A 19504-nucleotide genomic window follows, 5' to 3' on the forward strand; every position below is an offset into this window, starting at 1 on the left:
TCGGTTACGCTCTGTATAATGCCGCGGCAATATTTAATAACCTCCCAGGTGAGATATTGCCCATGCTACGTATCGCAAAAGAAGCCCTGACGTTTGACGACGTCCTCCTCGTTCCCGCTCATTCTACTGTTCTGCCGAATACTGCTGATCTCAGCACCCAGTTGACGAAAACCATTCGCCTGAACATTCCTATGCTCTCCGCAGCAATGGACACCGTGACGGAAGCGCGCCTGGCAATTGCCCTGGCTCAGGAAGGCGGCATCGGTTTTATCCACAAAAACATGTCTATTGAGCGCCAGGCGGAAGAAGTTCGTCGCGTGAAGAAACATGAATCTGGCGTCGTGACCGACCCACAAACCGTACTGCCAACCACCACTCTGCGCGAAGTAAAAGAACTGACCGAGCGTAACGGTTTCGCAGGCTACCCGGTAGTGACTGAAGATAACGAACTGGTCGGCATCATCACCGGTCGTGACGTACGGTTTGTGACTGATCTGAATCAGCCGGTTAGCGTCTACATGACGCCGAAAGAGCGTCTGGTGACCGTTCGTGAAGGCGAAGCACGCGATGTTGTCTTTGCCAAAATGCACGAAAAACGCGTCGAGAAAGCGCTGGTTGTTGACGACAGCTTCCATCTGCTCGGCATGATCACCGTTAAAGATTTCCAGAAAGCGGAACGTAAACCTAACGCCTGTAAAGACGAGCATGGTCGTCTGCGCGTTGGGGCTGCTGTAGGCGCAGGTGCGGGTAACGAAGAGCGTGTTGACGCGCTGGTTGCCGCTGGCGTTGATGTTCTGCTGATTGACTCCTCTCACGGTCACTCAGAAGGCGTACTGCAGCGTATCCGTGAAACTCGTGCTAAATACCCGGATCTGCAGATCATCGGGGGGAACGTTGCGACTGGTGCAGGCGCTCGCGCGCTGGCGGAAGCCGGCTGCAGCGCTGTTAAAGTCGGTATCGGCCCAGGCTCCATCTGTACTACCCGTATCGTTACCGGCGTCGGTGTACCGCAGATCACCGCCGTTTCTGACGCTGTTGAAGCGCTGGAAGGCACTGGTATCCCGGTTATTGCCGATGGCGGTATTCGTTTTTCCGGCGACATCGCAAAAGCGATCGCTGCGGGTGCTTCTGCAGTGATGGTTGGCTCTATGCTGGCGGGGACTGAAGAATCTCCGGGCGAAATCGAACTGTATCAGGGCCGTTCTTACAAATCATACCGTGGTATGGGCTCTTTGGGCGCGATGTCCAAAGGTTCTTCCGACCGTTATTTCCAAAGCGATAACGCCGCTGACAAACTGGTCCCGGAAGGTATCGAAGGTCGCGTTGCGTATAAAGGTCGCCTGAAAGAGATCATTCACCAGCAGATGGGTGGCCTGCGCTCCTGTATGGGTCTGACCGGCTGTGGTACTATCGACGCGCTGCGAACAAAAGCAGAGTTTGTACGTATCAGCGGTGCGGGTATTCAGGAAAGTCACGTCCACGATGTGACCATCACCAAAGAGTCCCCTAACTACCGCATGGGCTCCTGATAAGTTTCCGCGCCCGGCTATATGCCGGGCGAATTTGTTTCACTTGCCTCGGAATTAGCGTCAATGACAGACAATATTCATAAACATCGCATTCTCATCCTTGATTTCGGATCTCAGTACACTCAGCTGGTTGCTCGTCGCGTACGTGAACTGGGCGTCTATTGTGAACTGTGGGCGTGGGATGTTACGGAAGCACAAATTCGCGAATTCAACCCAAGCGGTATCATTCTTTCCGGTGGTCCGGAAAGCACCACTGAAGAAAACAGCCCGCGTGCGCCGGAATACGTTTTCACTGCGGGCGTGCCTGTGTTCGGCGTGTGCTACGGCATGCAGACTATGGCAATGCAGCTCGGTGGTCATGTTGAAGGTTCTAACGAACGTGAATTCGGCTATGCGCAGGTTGAAGTTCAGACCGACAGCGCGCTGATCCGCGGTATTGAAGACTCTCTGACCGCAGACGGCAAACCACTGCTGGACGTGTGGATGAGCCACGGCGACAAAGTGACCGCTATTCCGGAAGGTTTCGTGACCGTTGCCAGCACCGACAACTGCCCGTTTGCCATCATGGCGCACGAGGAAAAACGTTTCTACGGTGTGCAGTTCCATCCGGAAGTTACCCACACCCGTCAGGGGATGCGCATGCTGGAGCGTTTTGTGCGCGACATCTGCCAGTGTGAAGCGCTGTGGACCCCGGCAAAAATTATCGATGACGCCGTTGCCCGCATTCGTGAGCAGGTTGGCACTGATAAAGTGATCCTCGGCCTCTCCGGCGGCGTTGACTCCTCCGTCACCGCGATGCTGCTGCACCGTGCAATTGGCAAAAACCTGACCTGTGTGTTCGTCGACAACGGTCTGCTGCGTCTCAACGAAGCTCAGCAGGTGATGGATATGTTCGGCGACCATTTCGGCCTGAACATCATTCATGTTGAAGGTGAAAAGCGTTTCCTGGACGCGCTGAAAGGCGAGAACGATCCGGAAGCTAAACGTAAAATCATCGGCCGCGTGTTCGTGGAAGTCTTCGACGAAGAAGCGCTGAAGCTGGAAGACGTTAAGTGGCTGGCGCAGGGAACCATCTATCCGGACGTGATCGAATCCGCGGCTTCTGCCACTGGTAAAGCGCACGTCATCAAATCTCACCACAACGTGGGCGGTTTGCCGAAAGAGATGAAGATGGGTCTGGTTGAACCGCTGCGTGAGCTGTTCAAAGACGAAGTGCGTAAGATTGGTCTGGAGCTTGGTCTGCCGTACGACATGCTGTACCGTCACCCATTCCCGGGTCCGGGTCTGGGCGTACGCGTGCTGGGCGAAGTGAAGAAAGAGTACTGCGACCTGCTGCGCCGTGCGGATGCTATCTTCATTGAGGAACTGCACAACGCTGACCTGTACAACAAAGTGAGCCAGGCGTTCACCGTGTTCCTGCCGGTACGTTCCGTTGGCGTCATGGGCGATGGCCGTAAGTACGACTGGGTTGTTTCCCTGCGTGCTGTTGAAACCATCGACTTTATGACCGCGCACTGGGCGCACCTGCCGTATGACTTCTTAGGCCGCGTCTCTAACCGCATTATCAACGAAGTTAACGGTATTTCCCGCGTGGTGTATGACATCAGCGGTAAGCCGCCAGCTACGATTGAGTGGGAATAATATTCCTCCCGTTTAGCGGTTTCTGAACCGGTAGTATGTAAAAGCCCTCTGTTTATAGAGGGCTTTTTATTGCGCGAATTTTATCGATGCGACAGTCCTGCTCGATAGTAGGGTTAATCACACACTTAACGTCTGCGCTCCATTCAACACCGCTTCTTATTTACGGAAATAATGAAAAATACTCAGGGTATTACCCTGTAGAATTTAATAACGGTAACAATTCAGATAAGCATTTAAATTTATGCTAAATATGAATGTTTTAGCCGGTGATATTTTCTGGCGATATTAATTAGCGTCTATTTGAGCGCAGTGTATCTTTTTTATATCCAGTACTCTGGAACGTAAAAAATCAGCGCGAATGGCGCGGTGAAGTGGGATTAAAAGATGGTGTATTTGTGCGAAAAACACGGTTAATTATACGATATATCAGCACGTGTGGGCGGGTAAGACTGCGGGAAGTTTCATCACTCAAATCCCTTACCGGATGGTTAAATGTCAGGCGATTAGCCATCCGGTAAGGAATCTTAATGCTGGGGGGATCCTCGGCGCGAGCGATCAGCGTACGTCAGTTTGTGCAGGAGATGCCTGTTGCGGCAGGGTGATCTGCTGAGATTCTTTTTTGTTCTGGTGGTGGTGCCACGCACCTATGGCGGAGTAGACGAAGCGTCCGAAGAAGAAAAGAAAGCTGATAAGCAGTACGATCCGGATCATGCGACTGTTAAATCGGTGTCGTTTGCGTAGGCTGGTAACCTGGCTCACAAAAGGTTCCTTGTAGTGTACCCAACTGAGGGCGATAGTCACATTAAGGCATACTGTGAGGAAATGGTCAATTTTTCGTTATGTAAAATTGCTTCAGTTGTTTTATCTATTTATGTGGTAATGACTCCAACTTACTGATAGTGTTTTATGTTCAGATAATGCCCGATGACCTTGTCATGCAGCTCCACCGATTTTGAGAACGACAGTGACTTCCGTCCCAGCCTTGCCAGATGTTGTCTCAGATTCAGGTTATGTCGCTCAATGCGCTGAGTGTAACGCTTGCTGATTACGTGCAGCTTTCCCTTCAGGCGGGATTCATACAGCGGCCAGCCATCCGTCATCCATACCACGACCTCAAAGGCCGACAGCAGGCTCAGAAGACGCTCCAGTGTGGCCAGAGTGCGTTCACCGAAGACGTGCGCCACAACCGTCCTCCGTATCCTGTCATACGCGTAAAACAGCCAGCGCTGACGTGATTTAGCACCGACGTAGCCCCACTGTTCGTCCATTTCCGCGCAGACGATGACGTCACTGCCCGGCTGTATGCGCGAGGTTACCGACTGCGGCCTGAGTTTTTTAAGTGACGTAAAATCGTGTTGAGGCCAACGCCCATAATGCGGGCGGTTGCCCGGCATCCAACGCCATTCATGGCCATATCAATGATTTTCTGGTGCGTACCGGGTTGAGAAGCGGTGTAAGTGAACTGCAGTTGCCATGTTTTACGGCAGTGAGAGCAGAGATAGCGCTGATGTCCGGCAGTGCTTTTGCCGTTACGCACCACCCCGTCAGTAGCTGAACAGGAGGGACAGCTGATAGAAACAGAAGCCACTGGAGCACCTCAAAAACACCATCATACACTAAATCAGTAAGTTGGCAGCATCACCGAGCATGTCTATCAGTTATCGGGTAATGATTTAGTTCTGCGTTTTAACACCGAGTCGCATCAGGAGCGTATTGAAGCGCTGGACAGGCATATCAAGCAGTTTCGTTTTATCTGGGATGGCATGCCTTTACAGCCGCAGGTGGGGATTAGTTTTTGCTATGTCCGTTCTCCTGTTAATCACATCTACTTGTTACTGGGGGAGTTAAGCACCATCGCCGAGCTTTCTCTGGCGACCAATGCGCCAGAGAATTTGCAGCGCCGAGGCGTGATGCACCTGCAACGTGACCTGAAAGATAAGGTTGCGATGATGAATCGTCTGCAGCTGGCGCTGGAGCACCATCGCTTTTTCCTGATGGCGCAGCCGATTTCAGGCGTGCGCGGTGATGTTTATCACGAAATTCTGCTGCGGCTCGAGGGGGATGATGGTGAAACCATCGGTCCTGACAGCTTCTTACCGGTAGCGCATGAGTTTGGATTGTCATCCAGCATCGATCTGTGGGTGATTGAAAATACGCTGAAGTTTATGGCGCAGAATCGGGAAAAAATGCCCGCCCGTCGGTTTGCTATTAACTTATCTCCCACATCGGTATGCCGGGCCCGGCTTCCGCATGACATCAACCAACTGCTGATTAAGTACAAAGTTGAACCGTGGCAGCTGATTTTTGAAGTAACGGAAAGCAATGCCTTAACCAATGCGGAACAGGCGCAGGCAACGTTAATGCAGCTGCAATCATTGGGCTGTCAGATTGCAATTGATGATTTTGGTACCGGATATGCCAGCTATGCGCGGCTGAAGAATGTGAATGCCGATATTCTGAAAATTGATGGCAGCTTTATTCGCAACATCGTTTCGAATAGCCTCGACTATCAAATCGTGGCCTCTATTTGCCATCTGGCGCGGATGAAAAGAATGCTGGTGGTCGCGGAGTACGTCGAAAGCGAAGAAATACGCAGTGCGGTAATTTCGCTGGGGATTGATTACATGCAGGGGTATCTGATTGGTAAACCGCAGGCGTTGCATGAAATGCTGGAAGAACAGGTGCCAGAAGAACTGGCACCTGCTGAGAGCTTATGCGGCGATATCGGGTGAACTCTCTTCTTCAATTTTGAGACGCCAGCCGGTAACGGCTTCCCAGTATTGCTGCTCTTTTTCCAGATCGAGCAGCACCAGCGCATTCTGGCTAAACCAGTCATGCGGAAAGCGTAAGGTCCAGTGGTTGTCGTCGGTAATTAGGGTCAGCGTCGGTGGCGTGGTGGTCGCTTGTCGCTGATTATTCAGCAGCACGCCCAGGCGCAACAGCTGAATTAACGGCAAAAACTGTTTTTTCTTGAACAGCGTAAAGCGGGGCAAATCATCCAGTTTCACCGCTTTGCGATGATATCGAACCAGGGTTGCCATCATCAGCTGTTGTTCCTGATTGAAACCCGGTAAATCGCTGTTTTGGAGGATATACGCCGAGTGGCGATGTAAACCGCTGTGGTTGATGTTCAGCCCAACCTCATGCAGCATCGCCGCCCAGCGCAGCAACGCTTCCAGTTGTGGATTGGCCAGCTTTGGCTGCTGCGTATGCCACTGGTCGTACATTTGCATCGTCGTTTCCAGTACGCGCCGGGCCTGTTCGCTGTCGATGTTGTACTGGTTCGCCAGGCTGCTCGCGGTACGGCTGCGAACGTCCTGGTGGCGAAAACGACCTTCCATCTCATACAGTACGCCTTCGCGTAGTGCGCCATCAGAAAGGCGGAGTTCGCGGATAGCTAGTGCGTCAAAAACGCCGCACAGAATTGCGAGTCCCGGCACAAACACCGCTTTTCGTTCTTCAGACAGCCCCGGCAGGCTGAGCGCATCGAATGACGCATGCTTTAGCACTTCGGATCGCAGTTTGTCCAGGCGTTCGGGGGTGATAAAACCATCTTTCTCGCCCATCTCCAGCAGCACTTCGTGTGCCGCTTTAATCGTGCCCGATGCGCCCAGCGCTACGTTCCAGCCCTGAATACGAAACTGCCAGGTTAAGGTTTCAAGCTTTTGCGCTGCCGCCATGCGCGCACGCTGGAAGTTTTCCCGACTAATAGCGCCGCCCGGGAAATACATCTGAGCAAAACTGACGCAGCCCATACGACGACTTTCCACCAGTTTGGGCTCGAAATCTTCGCCGATCACCAGTTCTGTTGAACCACCTCCGATATCAATAACCAGCTTACGACCCTTTTCCGGCTGGGTGTGCTCCACGCCCATAAAAATCAGTCGGGCTTCTTCATTACCGGAAATAATCTCAATCGGGTAGGGGATAACTTTTTCTGCTCGCTTGAGAAAATCGGTCGCATTTAGCGCCTGACGCAAAGTATGGGTTCCCACGATGCATACGCTTGATGGGGGAAAGCCCTGCAGACGTTCGGCGAACAGCGACAGGCAGCTTAATCCGCGCTCCATTGCCTCTTCGCTCAGCTTGTTATCTTCGCCGAGGCCATCCGCCAGATGAACGCGCTGTTTCAGTCGCCCGATAATCTGCATTGCGCCATCAACCACGCGGGCAATGACCATATGGAAACTGTTTGAACCAAGGTCGACCGCAGCAAATTCCTGCGGTCGTGGAGTCTTGTCGTGTATTGGCATAGCGTTAGTCAGGTTGCTCGAGTGATTTGATGTAGTCGTATATCGCCAATTGTGACTGAACCTTACGGCGGTTTCCGCGCGGTACGTAGCGATTACTGAGTTCTTTATCGATGAAGCGGGCCTTCACCGTGTCGCTGAACAGGATATCGATAATATCCAGCACCCGTTGCTTAAGACGCGGGTCTAGCAGCGGGGTGGCGACTTCGATGCGATAGTCGATATTCCTGGTCATCCAGTCTGCGGAGGAGAGGTATACCTGCTTGTCACCACCGTTTTCGAAGATATAAACCCGGTCGTGTTCAAGGTAGCGGTCAACTATGCTTATCACGCGAATATTGTCGCTAATGCCTTCCAGATTCGGAATCAAAGAGCACATACCGCGAATCAATAAATTGACTGGCACGCCTGAGCTTGAGGCCGCATAGAGACGATCAACCAGGCCTTTATCGACCAAGTTATTCAGTTTAAGCGTGATACCGGAAGGCTGTCCTTGCTGCGCGTTGGCGATTTCTTTGTCAATCATCGCGTACAGCAAACGGCGCGAGTTCTGCGGAGAAACCAGCAGATAATCGAACGTCACCGGACGATACGGGTTCTCGATGAAGTTGAAAACCCGACGAACCTCGTTGGTAATGCGTGAGTCGGCGGTAAGTAACGAGTAGTCGGTATAGAGACGCGCCGTTTTTTCGTTGAAGTTCCCCGTCCCGATATGTGCATAGCGCACAACTTCATCACCTTCTTTACGCGAGATAAGGAACAATTTGGCGTGAATTTTCAGGCCCGGCGCGGAGAAGATGACGTGAACGCCAGCCTCGGTAAGACGCTTGGCCCAATGAATGTTGGCTTCTTCATCAAAGCGAGCCTGCAACTCCACCACCACGGTGACTTTCTTACCGTTGTGCGCAGCATGGATCATCGAATCAATGATGCGCGAGTCTTTGGCCACACGGTAGATGTTGATTTTAATCGCCAGCACGCTCGGATCGAAAGAGGCCTGGCGCAACAGTTCAAGAACGTGCTCAAAAGTGTGATACGGATAATATAGCAGCACGTCGCGTTCGCGAACGGCGTCAAAGCCGTTACGAAACTTCTCGTTATCGAACCAGATATGGCGCAAACGCGGCAGCGGTTTGTTCACCAGGTTAGCTTTGCCAACGTTGGGGAAATTAATAAAGTCTTTGAAGTTATGGTAACGCCCGCCGGGAACAATCGAGTCGTAGCGAGAAATCGTCAGCTTTTCACGCAGTACCTCGACCAGCGCATTCGGCATGTCGCGCTGATAGACAAAACGTACAGGCTCTGCGGTCAGACGCTGTTTCAGGCTGGACGACATCAGCTCCATCAGGCTCGATTCCATCTCGTGCACCAAATCGTATTCGGCGTCGCGAGTCATTTTCATCGAATAGGCGTTCAGCGCATCGTAATCAAAGAACCCTTTGAAAATGTCGTCAAGGCAGTAGCGTAAGATGTTGTCCAGCAGGATCATCGGTTTGCGACGGCGCGGGGTTTCCGGCGGTAGATTCACAAAACGGGGAACCTTGTCGGAAGGGATTTCCAGCAGCGCGTAGCGGGTCGTATCGCCGCGGATAATTTCCACCGCCAGATAGGTGTAGTCATCTTTCAGAAACTGAACTAAATCCGTCTCGCGGTTGATCAGGATCGGTGTAATGTGCTGGCGAAGATATTGTTTGAAGTAGTGGCGTAACCAGCTCTGTTGATTGACCGACAACTGACGTTCATTGATAAGGAAAATCTGGTTGCGCGCCATCTCCAGCAGCAACTCGTTGTACAGGCCGTCAAATTCCTGATCGGCTTTTAATACGCGGGCCTGGATTTTGCCTAACAGATGGCGGGAGTGAGAGTTTGAACCCTGTTCTTCGCTAATAATGATTCGGCGCTTCAGTTCGGCAAAACGAACCTTATAAAACTCGTCGAGATTATTGGAATAGATACCTAAGAAACGCATCCGTTCGATCAACGGGTTTGACTTATCAGCAGCTTCCTGGAGTACACGTTCGTTGAACGCTAACCAGCTGAGTTCTTTCTCGATGTATAGCTTTTCCTGACCCATTACAACTTTTACTCCGTTTCATTCACGGGACACTACCGATTTATTATGGCGAGCATTGCTCTCAGATGTCCAACAGTGCCAGAAAAATATGACAATAAACCGTCTGATAGCAAAGAGAAAGGGGGGAGCGTAGATGAATACCGGAGATGTTAACCGGAAAAGGTATTTATGCCTGTAAACCGGATGGTGAGATCCGGTTTACAGGTTGATTTTATTCTTCGTCGGCGGCGTAGCCTTGTGGCGGCAGACGAACGCCGTCCAGCCATGCTGCGTTATCACGCATCTTCAGGCGACCATCAGTAAACCAGCTTACCACCAGCGGGTAAATGGTATGTTCCTGGGTCTGGACTCGTGCCGTGACATCATCTTCGCTGTCGCCTTCAAATACCGGAACTTTGGCCTGGAGAATAACCGGTCCGCCGTCCAGTTCATCGGTGACGAAATGGACGGAAGTGCCATGCTCTTCATCGCCGTTTTCCAGAACCTGACGGTGCGTGTGCAGGCCAGGATACTTCGGCAATAAAGACGGGTGGATATTCAGCAATCGTTCAGAATAGTGAGCAACAAACGCCGGACTTAGAATGCGCATATAACCGGCCAGCACCACGACATCGGGGGCATAAGCGTCGATCTCTTGTATCAGTTGCTGGTCGAATGCTTCGCGACTGGCAAACTGGGCGGCTTCCAGCGAGTGTGCAGGAATATTCGCTTCGCGTGCGCGCTCAAGGCCGAACGCATCGGCCTTGTTACTGAATACTGCACGTATGGTGCCATTGATTTTATTTTGTTCGCAGGCATCCATTATCGCCTGCAAATTGCTTCCGTTGCCGGAAATGAGCACCACAATGTTTTTCATTCAATGACCACACGCTGTTCGGAATCAGAAGCTTTGATGATACCGATTTTCCATGCGTTTTCACCTTTCTCATTGAGCAAAGCAAGGGCGTTGTCCACTTCAGAAGCTGGCAGGGCGATAACCATGCCTACGCCGCAGTTAAAGGTGCGATACATCTCATGCTGGCTGACGTTACCCGCCGTTTGCAGCCAGTTGAAGACGGCTGGCCACTGCCATGAAGATTCGTCGATCACAGCCTGCGTGTTGTCTGGCAGAACGCGTGGAATATTTTCCCAGAAGCCACCGCCGGTCAGGTGGGCAATGGCATGCACATCAACCTTCTCAATCAGTTCCAGAATGGATTTGACATAAATGCGGGTCGGGGCCAGTAAGTGATCGGCCAGCGGCTTGCCTTCAAGCTCGGTGGTTTCCGGGTCACAACCGCTAACTTCAACAATTTTGCGCACCAGAGAGTAGCCGTTGGAGTGCGGACCGCTGGAGCCGAGTGCAATCAGTACGTCGCCGTCAGCCACTTTTGAACCGTCGATGATCTCTGATTTTTCGACGACGCCAACGCAGAAGCCTGCCACGTCGTAATCTTCGCCGTGGTACATCCCCGGCATTTCAGCCGTTTCACCGCCGACAAGCGCACAGCCAGACTGCAGACAGCCTTCGGCAATACCGTTAATGACGCTGGCTGCGGTATCCACATCCAGTTTGCCGGTAGCATAGTAGTCGAGGAAAAACAGCGGCTCAGCGCCCTGAACCACGAGGTCGTTGACGCACATTGCGACGAGGTCAATGCCGATAGTGTCGTGGCGTTTCAGATCCATCGCCAGACGCAGTTTTGTGCCGACGCCATCAGTGCCGGAAACCAGTACCGGTTCACGATATTTTTGCGGCAATGCGCACAGCGCACCGAAGCCACCCAGACCACCCATAACTTCCGGACGACGAGTTTTCTTTACTACGCCTTTGATTCGATCAACCAGAGCATTACCTGCATCAATATCAACACCGGCATCTTTGTAGCTAAGAGAGGTTTTATCGGTCACTGCCTGCTTCCCCACATGTTTACTTGCAGTAAAAGTTAAATTCGGCGCAATTCTAACAGGGAAAGCAAACGTTTGCGAGCCTGCTCTGCATCAAGTTTTATGTGCTGATTTTTTCAGCATTTTACAATCATTTATCTATTTGTTTGAACTGCGCCACGAAAATGAAACCGGGTACAGTCTTGTGCTTGAAACCTGCCAGCTGAATACACAGTATCGTACTGAAACCGGTTTCTGTTTTCTGTTGCGGACCTCATCAACAGCGTTTTGCACAGAGTAATCACGAGAGGGGAAGGGTATGTCAGGATTTAAAGCAGATTTCATGTGGGGTGGTGCCGTAGCCGCTCATCAACTGGAAGGTGGCTGGCAGGAAGGTGGAAAAGGAATTAGCGTTGCCGATGTCATGACGGCGGGGGCGCATGGCGTGGCGCGTGAAATCACTGACGGTGTGATTGCCGGTAAAAACTACCCTAACCACGACGCCATCGATTTTTATCACCGCTATAAAGACGACATTAAGCTGTTTGCCGAAATGGGGTTTAAATGTTTTCGCACTTCGATTGCCTGGACGCGTATTTTCCCCTTAGGCGACGAAGCGCAACCCAATGAGGCTGGCCTGCAGTTCTATGATGACCTGTTTGACGAATGCCTGAAATATGGCATTGAACCGGTGATTACGTTGTCGCATTTCGAGATGCCATACCATCTGGTGACGGAATATGGCGGCTGGCGTAACCGTAAGCTTATCGATTTCTTTGTCCGTTTTGCCGCAGTGGTTTTTACCCGTTACCAGCACAAAGTGAGGTACTGGATGACGTTTAATGAAATTAACAACCAGGCAAATTATCACGAAGACTTCGCGCCTTTTACTAACTCTGGCCTGAAATACCAGCCCGGTGAAGACCGCGAGCCGGTTATGTACCAGGCGGCGCACTATGAACTGGTGGCAAGCGCGCTGGCGGTAAAGGCTGCGCGTGAGATTAACCCGGCATTGCAGATAGGGTGCATGATTGCCATGTGTCCTATCTATCCACTGACCTGCGCGCCGGACGATATGATGATGGCCATGAACGCCATGCACCGGCGTTACTGGTTTACCGATGTCCATGTGCGCGGCAAATACCCGCAGCATCTTCTCAACTACTTTGCCCGGCGTGGCTTTGATCTTGATATCACCGAGGAAGACCGTCAGGCGCTGACCGAGGGTTGTGTCGATTACATCGGCTTTAGCTACTATATGTCTTTCGCAACGCAGGCCACGGCAGACAACCCACAGCTGGACTACGACGAGTCGAAAAGTCTGGTTTCCAACCCGTACGTGCAGAAATCGGACTGGGGCTGGCAGATTGATCCCGTCGGTCTGCGCTATTCGCTGAACTGGTTCTGGGATCATTACCAACTGCCGCTGTTTATCGTCGAAAACGGCTTTGGTGCGATTGACGTGCAGCAGGCCGACGGCTCGGTAGATGATTCCTATCGTATTGACTATATGGCCGCACATATCAGCGAAATGAAAAAAGCGGTAGTGGAAGATGGTGTGGACCTGATGGGTTATACCCCGTGGGGTTGTATTGACTTAGTCTCAGCCGGGACGGGGGAGATGAAAAAACGCTACGGCTTTATCTATGTTGATAAAAATAATGACGGAAGCGGAACGTTAGCACGCTCGCCGAAGAAATCTTTTTCATGGTATCAAAACGTTATCCAGACCAATGCTGAATATCTATAAAATTCATAGTATTGACAGCCAGCCCCGCCAATAATGCGGGGCTTGTTTTATACTCATCATCCAGACGCAAACGACTTTGGTTGATCCATATCAAGCGTATCCAGTGTTGCGCCAGAGACGAAAAGCGGTATAATCCGGCGATTTTTTTGTGGTTGCCACTCGTCTGAGGAAAGGAGAAGAGTATGAAGATCGTGGAAGTCAAACACCCACTCGTCAAACACAAGCTGGGACTGATGCGTGAAAACGACATCAGCACTAAACGCTTTCGTGAACTCGCCTCGGAAGTTGGCAGCCTGCTGACTTATGAAGCAACCGCTGGTCTGGAAACCGAAAAGGTGACCATTGAAGGCTGGAATGGTCCGGTTGAAGTTGACCAAATCAAAGGTAAAAAAATCACCGTTGTGCCAATCCTGCGTGCGGGCCTGGGCATGATGGAAGGCGTACTGGAAAACGTTCCGAGCGCGCGTATCAGCGTGGTTGGTATGTACCGTAACGAAGAAACGCTGGAGCCGGTTCCGTACTTCCAGAAGCTGGTATCTAACATCGATGAGCGTATGGCGCTGATCGTTGACCCGATGCTGGCAACCGGCGGTTCCGTTATCGCCACCATCGACCTGCTGAAAAATGCAGGCTGCACCAGCATTAAAGTGCTGGTCCTGGTTGCGGCACCGGAAGGTATCGCGGCACTGGAAAAAGCGCACCCGGATGTTGAGCTGTACACGGCCTCCATCGATCAGGGGTTGAACGAGCACGGATACATTATTCCGGGGCTCGGCGATGCCGGCGATAAGATTTTTGGTACCAAGTAAACGAATAAGTGAAAAGAAGCCGACTTTAAGAGTCGGCTTTTTTTTGAATATAACAACCCAAGGCTAATAACAAACAACACTCAGAGGAAAACACTATGACGCGCCGTGCTATCGGGGTGAGTGAAAGACCGCCGCTTTTACAGACAATCCCGCTTAGTTTGCAGCACCTGTTCGCCATGTTTGGCGCAACGGTACTGGTGCCAGTCCTGTTCCACATCAACCCGGCTACCGTTCTGCTGTTTAACGGCATTGGTACATTGCTGTATCTCTTTATCTGTAAAGGTAAAATTCCTGCGTATCTGGGTTCCAGCTTCGCATTTATTTCCCCGGTACTGCTGTTGCTGCCGTTAGGGTATGAAGTGGCGCTGGGTGGTTTCATTATGTGCGGCGTTCTGTTCTGTCTGGTTTCTTTCATCGTTAAGAAAGCAGGAACCGGCTGGCTGGATGTCATGTTCCCTCCTGCGGCGATGGGCGCAATCGTTGCCGTCATCGGTCTGGAGCTGGCTGGCGTCGCTGCGGGCATGGCGGGGTTACTGCCAGCAGAGGGGCAATTACCGGATTCAAAAACCATCATCATCTCAATGGTGACGCTGGCGGTTACGGTATTTGGCTCTGTACTGTTCCGCGGTTTTATGGCGATTATCCCGATTCTGATTGGGGTGCTGGCCGGCTACGCGCTCTCCTTCGTGATGGGGGTCGTGGACACCACGCCGATTGCGCAGGCCCACTGGTTTGCTCTGCCAACGTTCTACACGCCGCGCTTTGAATGGGTTGCCATTCTGACCATCCTGCCGGCGGCGCTGGTGGTCATCGCTGAACACGTTGGACACCTGGTGGTAACGGCGAATATCGTGAAAAAAGATTTGATTCGCGATCCTGGCCTGCATCGTTCAATGTTTGCCAACGGCCTGTCTACGGTTATCTCTGGTTTCTTCGGCTCTACGCCGAACACCACGTACGGTGAAAATATTGGCGTAATGGCGATTACTCGTGTTTACAGTACCTGGGTTATCGGCGGCGCGGCAATTTTTGCCATTCTGCTCTCCTGTGTGGGCAAGCTGGCGGCGGCGATCCAAATCATTCCACTGCCGGTCATGGGTGGCGTATCGCTGCTGCTGTACGGCGTGATTGGTGCTTCCGGTATTCGCGTACTGATCGAGTCAAAAGTTGACTACAACAAAGCGCAAAACCTGATCCTGACCTCGGTTATTTTGATCATCGGCGTGAGTGGCGCGAAAGTTCACATTGGCGCCGCTGAGCTGAAAGGCATGGCGCTGGCGACCATTGTTGGCGTTTGTCTGAGCCTGATTTTCAAAGTTATCAGCCTGCTGCGTCCGGAAGAAGTCGTGCTTGACGCGGAAGATGCCGACAGTCCGCAACAGTAAATCTCTTACCGGGCGGCGATGCTGCCCGGTTCTATCACGACGTATTTCTGTGTTAAACTCAACGCGATTTTATGAAATCCTGGGTTGAGGTATCTCTGAACACACCGGCACAGCTCTCTTTGCCACTTTATCTTCCTGACGACGAAACTTTCGCAAGTTTCTGGCCGGGGGATAACTCCTCTTTACTGGCTGCACTGCAAAACGTGCTGCGTCAGGACCATAGCGGGTATATTTATCTCTGGTCGCGTGAAGGCGCTGGCCGTAGTCATTTGCTGCATGCAGCCTGTGCGGAACTGTCCGCGCGCGGCGATGCGGTAGGCTATGTGCCGCTCGACAAGCGTACCTGGTTCGTCCCCGAGGTGCTCGACGGTATGGAGCATTTATCGCTGGTATGCATCGATAACATCGAATGTGTGGCCGGGGATTCGCTGTGGGAAATGGCGATCTTTGATCTCTACAACCGCATCCTGGAGTCGGGGAAAACGCGTCTGCTGATCACCGGCGATCGCCCGCCAAGACAGCTGAATCTGGGGTTGCCGGATCTCGCCTCGCGCCTGGACTGGGGACAAATCTACAAGCTGCAGCCGCTTTCCGATGAAGATAAGCTGCAGGCGTTGCAATTACGCGCCAGACTTCGTGGGTTTGAACTGCCGGAAGATGTAGGACGCTTCCTGCTCAAGCGTCTGGATCGAGAAATGCGTACGCTGTTTATGACGTTGGATCAGCTTGATCACGCATCGATCACCGCCCAGCGTAAGCTGACCATTCCATTCGTAAAAGAGATACTGAAGCTGTAAGCGCCGCAGCCGAAAAAACTGCGGCAGGTTTCAGGTTAACCGATGATTTCCAGTACCTGCTCCGGCGGGCGTCCAATTCTCGCCTGGCCTTTGGCAACCACAATCGGGCGCTCCATCAATTTCGGGTTTTCCACCATTGCCTGAATCAGCGCATCTTCACTCAGATTTACGTCCGCCAGATTAAGTGACTTATAGAGATCTTCTTTCTGGCGCATCAGCTCGCGCGCGCTGGACATGCCCAGCATCTGCAGCAATTCACGCAGGGTTGTGGCGTCAGCCGGGGTTTCCAGATACAACACCACTTCCGGGTCCACACCGTTGGACTTCAGTAACTCCAGCGTTTCACGGCTCTTGGAGCAGCGTGGGTTATGGTAGATTTTAATCGCGTCTGACATGACTTCTCCTTGCATAACAATCCTGCCGGATGGCGACCAAAAGACCTTATCTGGCCTACATATCGCCATCCGGCAAGGGTTCGATAATTACATTTTCGTATACGGTTTAAAGCGCTCTTGCAGTTGGCGTAGCTGGTCGATACGGGCATCGTATCTGGCCTGCTGCTGGCTACCCAGCTTGACCTGTGAGCTTGCGCTGCTGAGCATCGAAATCGCCTGATCCAGACGTCCTGCGAGGGCATACCCTTCCGCGCGGGCTGCCAGCTCCTGGTCGCGGTTGTTCAGGTTGGCTTCCGTTTGCGCTAACAGATCCCAGCCGTTAGGGTCGTCCTTATGGTTAAACGTATAGCGATTCAGGATGGTCGCTGCCTCTTTGGCTTGCCCGGCCTGTAAATACGCATTTGCCAGGTTGAGCTGCAGTACCGGGTTGGTGCGCAGGTCGCGGGCGTTTTTCAACCGATTAATGGCATCGCTGGTTTTCTTCTGGCCAAGATCGATATCCGTTGCCAGGTCCAGGTACCAGGCATTGTTAGCATCTGCCGCCAGCAGCGGTTGCAGTGCTTTACGTGCCTCGTCATATTTACTGGCCTCCATTGCCTGCAATGCCCGGCCATACTGCGCCGCACGTTGCTCACGTATGTTGCCTTTCGACCAGTTACTCAGCAGGTCATCGGTCAGCTGGTTGCGACCAGAGTTGTACATGCCTAAGGTGCGTGCCTTGGCCAGATAAAAATCTTCTGAAGACTGGACGACAGCCGGACGCATTTGGTTGGCGCGGTTACGGGCATCCGACAGACGGCTTTCTGGCAGGGGGTGAGTCAGCAAAATTTCTGGTGGACGCGAAGAGTAACGGGCCTGATCGAGCAATTTTTCCAGAAACGTCGGCATGGCCAGGGGATCGAATCCCGAGCGTTGCAGTACCTGAATACCGATGCGGTCTGCTTCCTGTTCGTTTTGCTGCGTAAAGCTAATCATCCCCTGGCGTGTACCCGCCAGCGTACCGGTCAGCGCCGCCATACCCGCCTGCGGGCTGGCCATCGCCAATAAAATTGACCCTAACGCACCCACCCACGTTAGCGGCGCGCTGCGTTTCTGGTCTTCCATTGCACGCGCCAGGTGACGCTGCGTAACGTGGGAAATTTCGTGCGCCATAACCGAGGCCAGTTGGCTTTCGTTATCGGAATAGCGGAACAGTGCGGAGTGCAAAACAACGTTGCCGCCAAAGAAAGCAAAGGCGTTGATTTCATCGTTGTTAATCAAAAAGAAGGTGAAGGGCGTTTTTACCGAGTCGGCGTGCGAGACCAGACGCATCCCCAGCGCATTAATGTATTGCGTCAGCAACGGATCGTTAATTAATGGCGCACTGCCGCGCAGCTGGCGTACATAATAATCGCCCATCTGCATTTCCTGTCCTATGGAAAGCGTACTCCCTGCCGAGGTTCCCATATCAGGCAGGGTGTCCGCGGTTTCTGCAAATGCGGGCGCAACCTGACCGATGGTCAGTGCAGCAATGAGGGTAGCAACCAGGTTTTTTTTCAACTGCCTGAACATAACCTCTGTCCTGTATTCTTTTTTGAGATAGCCATTTGACCAATGCCGTGAAGTTTCGTTCACACTCCGCAAGCTTAGGGAGTGTAACTGCGAAACCTGACGATGAACACCCAAGAAAAATGACTTTTCACTTTGCGTAATCCGCTATAAAAAGCGAAGTCTTTTTTGTGACATTTCGATACAATTCGGGATCGCAATCCCGCTATTGGATTCATGGAAGGGTTTTATGCTCGAAATGTTGATGCAATGGTATCGCCGCCGCTTTAGCGACCCCGAAGCCATCGCCTTGCTGATTATTCTGGTTGCCGGTTTTGGCATCCTGTTCTTTTTTAGCGGTCTTCTGGCGCCGCTGCTGGTCGCCATTGTGCTGGCGTACCTGCTCGAATGGCCGACAGTACGGCTGGAACATATTGGTTGTTCACGGCGTTGGGCGACATCGATTGTTTTGGTGGTGTTTGTCGGTATTTTGCTGCTGATGGCGTTTGTGGTAATGCCCGTTGCATGGCAACAGGGGATCTACCTGATCCGCGATATGCCCGGCATGCTCAACAAATTGTCTGATTTTGCCGCCACCTTGCCGCGGCGTTATCCGGCGCTGATGGATGCGGGCATTATTGATGCGATGGCGGAGAATATGCGCTCGCGAATGCTCACCATGGGCGATTCGGTGGTGAAATATTCGCTGGCTTCACTGGTCGGATTGCTGACGCTGGCGGTGTATCTGATTCTCGTCCCGTTGATGGTGTTCTTCCTGATCAAAGATAAAGGACAAATGCTGAACGCAGTGCGTCGGGTGCTGCCGCGTAATCGCGGACTGGCGGGGCAGGTGTGGAAAGAGATGAACCAGCAAATCACCAACTATATCCGCGGCAAGGTGCTGGAAATGGTGGTGGTCGGCGTGGCGACCTGGCTCGGCTTCCTGCTGTTTGGCCTCAACTATTCGCTGCTGCTGGCGGTGCTGGTAGGCTTCTCCGTGCTGATCCCGTACATCGGCGCTTTCGTGGTCACTATTCCGGTGGTCGGTGTGGCATTGTTCCAGTTCGGGCTTGGCACCGAGTTCTGGAGCTGTTTTGCCGTATACCTGATAATCCAGGCGCTGGACGGTAATTTGCTGGTGCCGGTGCTGTTCTCCGAGGCGGTAAATCTGCATCCGCTGGTGATTATTCTCTCAGTAGTGATATTCGGCGGCATGTGGGGATTCTGGGGCGTATTCTTTGCGATTCCTCTGGCGACGTTAATCAAAGCGGTAATGCATGCCTGGCCGGATGGTCAGGTCGTTGATGAACCCTAATCTGTTTGCTCCGGCGATGCAATGTCGCCTGAGCCGAACTTGTCTGACCTCTATCCACACATTCTGAATAATCTCCTCTGGTGTCGTTTTTCTCTGCGTTTGTCTTTAACTTGACCCGCGTGATGTCTTTAAGTCACGCAAGGAATAAGGCCAACAGGAGAACAAA

Annotated in this window: 15 protein-coding genes and 1 pseudogene; 8 read left to right on the top strand and 8 right to left on the bottom strand. The window is 52.3% G+C overall.

All coding sequences use genetic code 11. The annotated features are described in order from the left end of the window. Window positions 1–62: 62 nt before the first annotated feature. Together guaB and guaA are read left to right on the top strand one after the other, a co-directional pair. On the top strand, window positions 63–1529 hold the full coding sequence (gene guaB / locus HV302_RS06750) for an IMP dehydrogenase (protein WP_019077375.1): 1467 nt from the start codon (window positions 63–65) through the stop codon (window positions 1527–1529). A gap of 63 nt (window positions 1530–1592) precedes the next feature. Then, complete coding sequence (guaA, locus tag HV302_RS06755; protein ID WP_016153990.1) at window positions 1593–3170, top strand: glutamine-hydrolyzing GMP synthase; 1578 nt, start codon at window positions 1593–1595, stop codon at window positions 3168–3170. A 555-nt stretch (window positions 3171–3725) separates the two neighbouring features. Here the strand turns inward: guaA and HV302_RS06760 are convergent. Further along, window positions 3726–3929 (bottom strand): YfgG family protein, encoded by a 204-nt coding sequence (locus tag HV302_RS06760; protein ID WP_047416419.1) that lies wholly within the window; start codon window positions 3927–3929, stop codon window positions 3726–3728. Window positions 3930–4060: 131 nt separating this feature from the next. Next, a protein-coding gene (locus HV302_RS06765) for an IS1 family transposase (protein WP_223429336.1) occupies window positions 4061–4758 on the bottom strand; the annotation gives its coding sequence in 2 pieces (ribosomal slippage) (window positions 4061–4509 and window positions 4509–4758; 699 coding nt in all). 55 nt (window positions 4759–4813) lie between these two features. Here HV302_RS06765 and HV302_RS06770 point away from each other — a divergent pair. Then, window positions 4814–5902 (top strand): annotated as a pseudogene (locus HV302_RS06770) (cyclic diguanylate phosphodiesterase); the annotation flags it as partial. On the opposite strand, the gene ppx reads toward HV302_RS06770, so the two are convergent. From ppx to purM, 4 genes are all read right to left on the bottom strand, one after another. Further along, window positions 5882–7423, bottom strand: coding sequence for an exopolyphosphatase (ppx, locus tag HV302_RS06775; protein WP_047358231.1), 1542 nt, complete (start codon window positions 7421–7423; stop codon window positions 5882–5884). The pseudogene HV302_RS06770 and the gene ppx sit on opposite strands and share 21 nt — an antisense overlap. A 4-nt stretch (window positions 7424–7427) precedes the next feature. Further along, window positions 7428–9494, bottom strand: coding sequence for a polyphosphate kinase 1 (gene ppk1, locus HV302_RS06780; RefSeq protein ID WP_181627079.1), 2067 nt, complete (start codon window positions 9492–9494; stop codon window positions 7428–7430). 211 nt (window positions 9495–9705) lie between these two features. Beyond that, the gene (purN, locus tag HV302_RS06785) at window positions 9706–10350 is read right to left on the bottom strand and encodes a phosphoribosylglycinamide formyltransferase (RefSeq protein WP_016153983.1); all 645 of its coding nucleotides are present in this window, start codon (window positions 10348–10350) and stop codon (window positions 9706–9708) included. Then, window positions 10347–11384 carry a phosphoribosylformylglycinamidine cyclo-ligase gene (gene purM, locus HV302_RS06790; protein ID WP_016157121.1) on the bottom strand — a complete coding sequence of 346 codons (1038 nt, stop codon included), beginning with the start codon at window positions 11382–11384 and terminating at the stop codon, window positions 10347–10349. Before purM ends, purN begins: the two co-directional genes overlap by 4 nt. A 295-nt stretch (window positions 11385–11679) precedes the next feature. Here purM and HV302_RS06795 point away from each other — a divergent pair, with 295 nt between their 5' ends. From HV302_RS06795 to HV302_RS06810, 4 genes are all read left to right on the top strand, one after another. Continuing rightward, window positions 11680–13110 carry a 6-phospho-beta-glucosidase gene (locus tag HV302_RS06795; protein ID WP_101700124.1) on the top strand — a complete coding sequence of 477 codons (1431 nt, stop codon included), beginning with the start codon at window positions 11680–11682 and terminating at the stop codon, window positions 13108–13110. Between the two features lie 182 nt (window positions 13111–13292). Beyond that, window positions 13293–13919, top strand: coding sequence for a uracil phosphoribosyltransferase (upp, locus tag HV302_RS06800; RefSeq protein ID WP_003835110.1), 627 nt, complete (start codon window positions 13293–13295; stop codon window positions 13917–13919). Between the two features lie 95 nt (window positions 13920–14014). Further along, window positions 14015–15304, top strand: a complete 1290-nt coding sequence (uraA, locus tag HV302_RS06805; RefSeq protein WP_016157119.1) for a uracil permease — start codon at window positions 14015–14017, stop codon at window positions 15302–15304. 95 nt (window positions 15305–15399) lie between these two features. Next, window positions 15400–16101, top strand: coding sequence for a DnaA inactivator Hda (locus HV302_RS06810; protein WP_200049399.1), 702 nt, complete (start codon window positions 15400–15402; stop codon window positions 16099–16101). Between the two features lie 35 nt (window positions 16102–16136). Here HV302_RS06810 and arsC read toward each other — a convergent pair whose 3' ends face one another. Then, complete coding sequence (arsC, locus tag HV302_RS06815; RefSeq protein WP_046275209.1) at window positions 16137–16496, bottom strand: arsenate reductase (glutaredoxin); 360 nt, start codon at window positions 16494–16496, stop codon at window positions 16137–16139. An 87-nt stretch (window positions 16497–16583) separates the two neighbouring features. After that, window positions 16584–18047, bottom strand: coding sequence for a beta-barrel assembly-enhancing protease (gene bepA / locus HV302_RS06820; protein WP_181627080.1), 1464 nt, complete (start codon window positions 18045–18047; stop codon window positions 16584–16586). Window positions 18048–18273: 226 nt separating this feature from the next. On the opposite strand from bepA, the gene HV302_RS06825 reads away from it, so the two are divergent. After that, entirely contained in the window at window positions 18274–19338 is a 1065-nt protein-coding gene (locus HV302_RS06825; protein WP_181627081.1) for an AI-2E family transporter, read from the top strand. The last annotated feature ends 166 nt before the right edge of the window (window positions 19339–19504 follow it).

Source organism: Citrobacter sp. RHBSTW-00859 (assembly GCF_013729795.1).
GTDB lineage: Bacteria > Pseudomonadota > Gammaproteobacteria > Enterobacterales > Enterobacteriaceae > Citrobacter > Citrobacter braakii.